This is a genomic window from Massilia sp. PWRC2, from assembly GCF_049896725.1.
Lineage (GTDB): Bacteria > Pseudomonadota > Gammaproteobacteria > Burkholderiales > Burkholderiaceae_D > JAFCUW01.
In genome coordinates, this window is record NZ_JAFCUW010000032.1 from 768 (window position 1) to 2,380 (window position 1,613).

General features: G+C 57.7%; 1 protein-coding gene. It reads right to left on the reverse strand.

Annotated features, from left to right (window positions below; all coding sequences use genetic code 11):
- Positions 1–551: 551 nt before the first annotated feature.
- A complete protein-coding gene (locus tag ACP7BZ_RS22845; protein WP_426117483.1) occupies positions 552–1,601 on the reverse strand; it encodes an IS110 family transposase in 1,050 nt (349 codons plus the stop codon).
- Positions 1,602–1,613: the final 12 nt, after the last annotated feature.

The window sequence follows — 1,613 nt, forward strand, 5'->3', positions numbered from 1 at the left end:
GTTTTTAAAGATTTTTGTGGATATTTTCTCGAGTTCGCTGCCATGACGGAAGGCCGGTCTGCGTGACTATAAACGGTCATGTTGAGCTCGGATTTACTGCACGGCTCGGACCCTGATGACTATAAGGGCTTCCCAATAATTCAAGGTGTTTTTAAAGATTTTTGTGGATATTTTCTCGAGTTCGCTGCCATGACGGAAGGCCGGTCTGCGTGACTATAAACGGTCATGTTGAGCTCGGATTTACTGCACGGCTCGGACCCTGATGACAGACGCGTGCGGAGTACCTCATTCACAGGTCGGACTTTATTTCTGTCCCGTCAGAGTTCAGGTCGGCTCCACCCGGTCAAACCGTTACTTCATCAATGCACTGCAGACTCGAGGAAGAGTTCCTTTCCGTGATATAGAGGGGAAGATTCGTCTCCCGGATTCTTGTTGATGGCGTTGTTAACAACCTTTGATCAGTTCGCTACGTATCGGCAAACATAGTGTCGCTTGCCCCGCGCCTGCGGGGTCCGGCCGCTGACCGGCCGGACGACATGTTTGCGCCGCAGTCAGGTGATCGGCTTGAACTTATCCCCTTTGGCGAGAACAGCCCATGCCAGCCTGGCGTTCTTGGCCGCAAGGGCAACGACCGCCTTTCCATAGCCGACCCGCGCTTGCAGAGTGAGCGCCCAACGGCTCAACGCATCGCCTCTGCTGGCAGCGAGCGCCAGCAAGGAACGTGCACCCATTACCAGCAGCGAACGCAGATAGTGGTCGCCTGCTTTGGTAATGCGTCCGAGCCTGGTCTTTCCGCCCGATCCATGCATGCCCGGCACAAGGCCAAGCCAGGCGGCGAGCTGGCGCCCGTTCTTGAAGTCGTGACCATTGCCCACTGACGCCGCCAGTGCCGTGGCGGTAACGGGGCCAATACCAGCGAGCTGCATTAGCTTCTTGCTGGCATCATCGGTCGCGGCAATCTGCTTGATGTGGGTGTCGTATTCGTCTATACGTTGGTCGAGGGCAGTAACGTGGCCGAGGAGATCTTCGACGACGCGCTGCACCCACGTCGGCAGGGACTCGCAGGCAGCACGTGCCTGGCGCCGAACCGTCGATGCCTTGAGCGGCAACACGACACCGAACTCGGACATCAACCCGCGCAAGCGGTTGATGGTGGCAGTACGCTCTTCGACGAAACCGCTGCGTACGCGGTGAACAGTTAGCGTTACCTGGGCATCGACCGTTTTGACTGGCACGAAGCGCATGTTTGGTCGCGTTACCGCTTCGCAGATGGCGGCTGCATCATTGGCGTCGTTCTTGCCACGTGAACCCTGCAGCCGGTATGGCGCGACGAATTTCGGTGCCATGAGTTTTGGGGTATGACCAAACTGAACGAGCGTACGCGCCAAATGGTGCGCGCCGCTGCATGCCTCCATGCCGATGAGACATGGCCGAAGCTGGGCGAGCAGGTCGAGTAGCTGATCACGGCGTACATTCGGTCGTACCAGGCAGGGCTTGCCGCTGGCGTCGATGCCGTGAATGGCAAAGACGTTCTTCGCCAGGTCGATTCCCACGACCGTGACATCGTGTGCGGCTGCTGCGGGAGTGGTAAACTTTTTCATGACTTCCCCTTT